Source organism: Micromonospora sp. LOL_025, from assembly GCF_048060285.1.
Lineage (GTDB): Bacteria > Actinomycetota > Actinomycetes > Mycobacteriales > Micromonosporaceae > Micromonospora.
On sequence record NZ_JBHMIR010000073.1, the window covers coordinates 1 to 4,485 of the forward strand.

General features: G+C 71.5%; 4 protein-coding genes and 1 pseudogene. 1 reads left to right on the forward strand and 4 read right to left on the reverse strand.

Going from position 1 to position 4,485, the window contains the following annotated elements; all coding sequences use genetic code 11:
- Window positions 1-124 precede the first annotated feature (124 nt).
- The 4 genes and pseudogenes from ACFHW0_RS31435 to ACFHW0_RS31450 form a co-directional block, all read right to left on the reverse strand.
- The gene (locus tag ACFHW0_RS31435) at window positions 125-640 is read right to left on the reverse strand and encodes a DUF6098 family protein (protein WP_416613255.1); all 516 of its coding nucleotides are present in this window, start codon (window positions 638-640) and stop codon (window positions 125-127) included.
- 88 nt (window positions 641-728) lie between these two features.
- Window positions 729-1,786: pseudogene (gene trpS / locus ACFHW0_RS31440) on the reverse strand (tryptophan--tRNA ligase).
- A gap of 85 nt (window positions 1,787-1,871) precedes the next feature.
- Entirely contained in the window at window positions 1,872-2,048 is a 177-nt protein-coding gene (locus ACFHW0_RS31445; RefSeq protein ID WP_416613256.1) for a hypothetical protein, read from the reverse strand.
- A gap of 41 nt (window positions 2,049-2,089) precedes the next feature.
- Window positions 2,090-2,539 (reverse strand): PRC-barrel domain-containing protein, encoded by a 450-nt coding sequence (locus ACFHW0_RS31450; RefSeq protein ID WP_416613257.1) that lies wholly within the window; start codon window positions 2,537-2,539, stop codon window positions 2,090-2,092.
- A gap of 855 nt (window positions 2,540-3,394) precedes the next feature.
- Between ACFHW0_RS31450 and ACFHW0_RS31455 the strand changes: the two genes are divergently transcribed.
- On the forward strand, window positions 3,395-3,658 hold the full coding sequence (locus tag ACFHW0_RS31455; protein ID WP_416613258.1) for an SCO4848 family membrane protein: 264 nt from the start codon (window positions 3,395-3,397) through the stop codon (window positions 3,656-3,658).
- Window positions 3,659-4,485 lie beyond the last annotated feature (827 nt).

Here is a 4,485-nt window from a genome sequence, read left to right on the forward strand (position 1 = left end):
CCCCGGTGATCTTCTCGATGTGTGACACGCGGCCGACTTCCCCCGATCGACGACGGTGCGGTACCCGAAGCCGAAACCTAGCGACATCCGCCCCGGGCCACCAGAGAGTTCGGTCGGGGGCGGATCAGTCGGCCCGGTGCAGCGGTCCCCACTCCGCCGACGCCTGCGCCTCGACCACCCGGTCCGCCTCCCGCAGCGCCCGCTCCGACATCCACGCGACCGGCCGGCGGCACCGCACCAGCGGCTCGTTGTCCGGTCCCCGGCCGCGCTGCTCGCCGGCCAGCACCCAGGGACGTACGCCGGGGCCGCGTAGCCGACGCAGGTGGCAGTAGTCGTAGAGCCGGCGGGCCACCCAGAGCCGCAGCGGCCGGTCGCCCCACCACGACTCGACGGCGAGCGGATTGGCGGAGAGGCCGGGCAGGTCGATGCCGGTCAGCGCGTCCTTGCTGGACTGCCCGGACCCGGGCTCGCCGGACAGGTCGACGTCGGGACCGCGGGACCACCGGACGTACAACTGCTCGCCGGGAGCCGCCTTCCGCAGCAGGTCGACGAGCTGGCCCAGCTCGTCGACGACCGGCATCACCACCTCGTACCGGACCACGCCCATGGTGTTCCAGATGCCCCGCCCGGAGCCACTCATTCATCCCGCTGCGACCGCTCCGCACGATCCGGCCCGGTACCGGAGCAGGATTCCCGGTCCCGGGCCGGACGCCGGTCGTACGACCGCTTCAGGCCGGCGTGGCCGTGGCCGTGCGGTGCCGCTCGGCCCGGCGGCGCACCTGCGTGTACGCGCTGGTCAGCCCCATCGCCCGGCGGACCTCGACGAGCGTCTGCCGCACCTCGTGCCGGGTCCGTTCCGTGCCCTCGAAGATCAGCTGGTCGACCAGCCCGGGCTCTGCCTCGATCCGGGCCCGGCGCTCCCGGATCGGCTCCAGGAACCGGTCGAGCGCGACGGCCAGTTTCTCCTTCACCTCCACGTCGCCGACCCGCCCGGCCCGGTAGCGCTCCTTGAGGTCGTCGACCTGCGCCCGATCGGGGTTGAAGATGTCGTGGTACGCGAAGACCGGGTTCCCTCGACGGTGCCGGGCACGTCGGCGCGGATCCGGTTCGGGTCGGTGTACATGCCCATCACCGCGCGGCGGACCGTCGCCGAGTCGGCCGAGAGCGCGATCGTGTTGCCGAGGCTCTTGCTCATCTTCGCCCGGCCGTCCGTGCCGACCAGGGTCGGCGTCTCGGACGCGATCGTCTCGGGCACGGGGAACACCTCACCGTAGAGGTGGTTGAAGCGCCGGGCGATCTCCCGCGTCACCTCCACGTGCGCCGCGTTGTCCTTGCCGACCGGAACGACCTGTCCCTTCACGCAGAGGATGTCGGCGGCCTGGAGCACCGGGTACCCGAGCAGGCCGTACGGCATCTCCTCCTTGCCGGCGTCGCGCGCCATGTCCTTGAGCGAGGGCACGCGTTCCAGCCGGGGCACCGTGACCAGGTTCTGGAAGAGGGTGTTCAGGTCGCCGACCTCCGCGATGGCCGACTGGAGGTAGAAGGTGGCACGCTGCGGGTCGACGCCGGCGGCCAGGATGTCGGTGACCATCTCCCGGGCGTTGCCCGCGACCCGCTCGATGTCCTCGCGGGTGTTCCGCGTGGTGAGCATGTGCAGGTCGGCGATGATGAAGAAGCTCTCGTAGCGCTGGTGCAGCCGCACCCGGTTGGCGATGCTGCCGACGTAGTGGCCGAGGTGCAGCCGCCCGGTGGGGCGGTCCCCGGTGAGCATCCGTGCGACGGACATGTGGTACGCCTTTCGTGCCTGGTGGACGAGGTGTGCGCGGGCGCGCGCCGACCGGGGAGGTCGTCCCGGGCCGGTCAGGGTCGGCTCAGTGAGCCGAACGCCATCGCGCGCCGTCGCGGAACCGCAGTCCACCGGCACGAAGTACGTCGATCGTCCGCTCGCGGCCGTCGTCGGAGCGGGTCGGAGAGAGGGTCACGACACCGAGCGGGAGGCCGTCGACCGGGTCGACGACCTCCGGCGCGTAGCTCATCGGCCGGACCATGTCCCCACGGTAGCGGGTCCGACCGTTTTCCGTGCCCGCGCTCAGCTCTGCCGGTAGCTCTCCCGGTAGTAGTCGCCGATCCGGTCCCGGTAGCCGGGCTCGCCGTACGCGTCCGGGTCGAAGGCCGGCGATTCCTTGACCTGCTCGCGGGTGCGGTCCACGTGCACCGTGCGGTCCAGGTGGTCCACCCGCGTCACCGTGCCGGCCGGCAGCAGGACCTTGCGGCCGAAGATCCACGGTCCGGTGTCCACCACCAGCCAACGGGCGTCGGTGTCGTCGCTCGCCGCGTCGACCGAGCCGATCCGCCCGTCGGTGGCCTCCACCCGGTAGCCGACCAGGTCGAGCGGGGTGCCGGGGCCGGGGGCGTCCGGTCCGTCACCGCCGGGCTCCGGCCCGTCCGGCGGGGCGGAGTCGGGGCTGGCCCCGGAGTACCCGCCGGCGAGGGCGGACGGGTCGCGCCAGGCCCAGGGATTGAACGTCGACGGCTGCACGGGTCACCTCCGATGACGGTCTGCGCCGGTCCCGGAACTCAGTGCCCCGCGCGAGTCCTCGGGAAACAACACGGCAATTTCTGGTTCACTGAAATGTCCCGTTGCGAAGTACGTCAGATTCACCGTCATCGATGAATGGCGCGGCTGTGCCGCAGGTGGCGGCGACGGGAAATGGACCGCACACATTCGGCGGGGATGCGGAGTGCCCACCCCAAGCTCTGGGCAGCCGGACCGGCCCGGGCGTACGTGGAGGGCGGTTGCATCATCTGGGGCGGTTTCATGGCCGACCCGAGTGGCGCGATCGATTATCACGACCGGGCGAACCCCGCGTTCGGTGGCATCGGCACCTGCTTCTGACGGAGTGGTTCGGGGGCCCGAGATCATGCGGGCCTCCCGTTTCCGGAATCCCGTCCGAACCGCCCACCGCAGTTCCGAAATGGCGAAAAAAACGGTTACTGCTCATCGCCACTTCGACTCCCGGCACCGCCGTGCGCCCGCCTTCGGGCCGGCCGTGGTCGGATGCTCGCCGGGCTCCGCCTGCCGGTTGCGCTTCGAGCGGGCACGGGCGACGACCGCAGGGTGTACGAGTGCAACCCCCGCCACGGTCGGCGTACGTGCGCGCCGACGCGACGCCGGGGAGCCAGCCGCACCGCGACCCGCCCGCATCCGGCCTGCCCACCCGTCACCTTCCGGCAGCTCCGTCACCCTGACCGTGGACAACGCCGGCCCCCGCTCCCGATCACGGTCACCGGCTCCGGTTGCGGTCGGTGCCGACGGTGGCCGACCCCCTGACCTGCGCCTCGGGCGCCGGCCGGCCCTTCGGCCGCCCAGGTCGCGCTGGCATACTCGGCAGCCATGGTGCTGTCGCGCGGCTGGGCGCTCTTCCTCACCGGGGTCGGAATCTGGACCTGGGTGATCTGGCCGAGGTTCGCCGTCGCCATCTGGAAGGACCCGCGGTCCTGGTCCACCGGCACGGTCGGGGAGTTCCCGGCCACCGGCTTCCTCTGGATCCATGCCCTGCTGATCGCGGCGTCCCTGCTCATCGGTACCGCCGTGGGTGTGCTCGGCATCCGAGCGTGGCGGGCGGCCGGCCGGCGCGCCGACCGCCGGGCATCCTGACCGACGCCACCGGGGCCACTCCACCACCCACTGGGTTGCACCGCCGCAGGCCACTCCGCCGGCCACTGGGTGCACCGCCACCGGGCGACTCCACCGCGCACCCAGGCCGACCGTCGCCGATCGCTTCACCGCCACCGGCCCGTTCCACGTCGTGGAAGGCGCACGATGAGCTGGCTACCTCCACGCTGGGGAATACCGGCGGCCCTTGGCGCGCTGACTACCTCTGTCGGCAACCCTGCGGCTGGCGCGCGAGGATCAGGCGCGACGGCCCCGGGTGCGGACCTTCGGTGGGCGGCGACGCTGCCCTGCGACTGGGACGGAAGCGGCACACCGGCGCTGAGCAGGCGATATAGCGAGCGGGAAATGATGTGACCGGGGACGCTACCCCCGGATTTGACGTTCAAACCCGCAGACGCGTAACTTTCTCTCTGCCAGCGCGGAACGGGGCAAACAGGGCGAAAGTCCTGAGGCGTCAACCGGACTGGCACCGGGTCGGACGGGTCGAGATCCCGCACGACGCGGCCCCGGGCGGGGCTCACCGGATCTGCCGCGAGGCGGATTTGGCGCAGCGAAGCCGACCGGGTAAGGTTCACGGCCGGCAGGGAACCGGGCGAGCTCGCGGGAAACCGCAGAGCGGCCGGTCTGCCAAATTCCGATGATCGACGCAGCGGTTCGCTGCTGCGTGCGCTCGTCGGGGCCAACCCGTACGAAGCACGACAGACCGGGACAAACGGTTTGACACGGCGAAGACGGTGAGGTAACGTAGTAAAAGTGCCCGGCGCGGGAAGCGGCGGGTGCGGCGAACGAAATGCCCCGGGTCGGGGGCT

Excerpts from the sequence above, each read along its gene's own strand:
- ACFHW0_RS31435 (WP_416613255.1), bottom strand. The coding sequence starts at position 640 with ATGAGTGGCTCCGGGCGGGGCATCTGGAACACCATGGGCGTGGTCCGG.
- ACFHW0_RS31445 (WP_416613256.1), bottom strand. The coding sequence starts at position 2,048 with ATGGTCCGGCCGATGAGCTACGCGCCGGAGGTCGTCGACCCGGTCGAC.
- ACFHW0_RS31455 (WP_416613258.1), top strand. The coding sequence starts at position 3,395 with ATGGTGCTGTCGCGCGGCTGGGCGCTCTTCCTCACCGGGGTCGGAATC.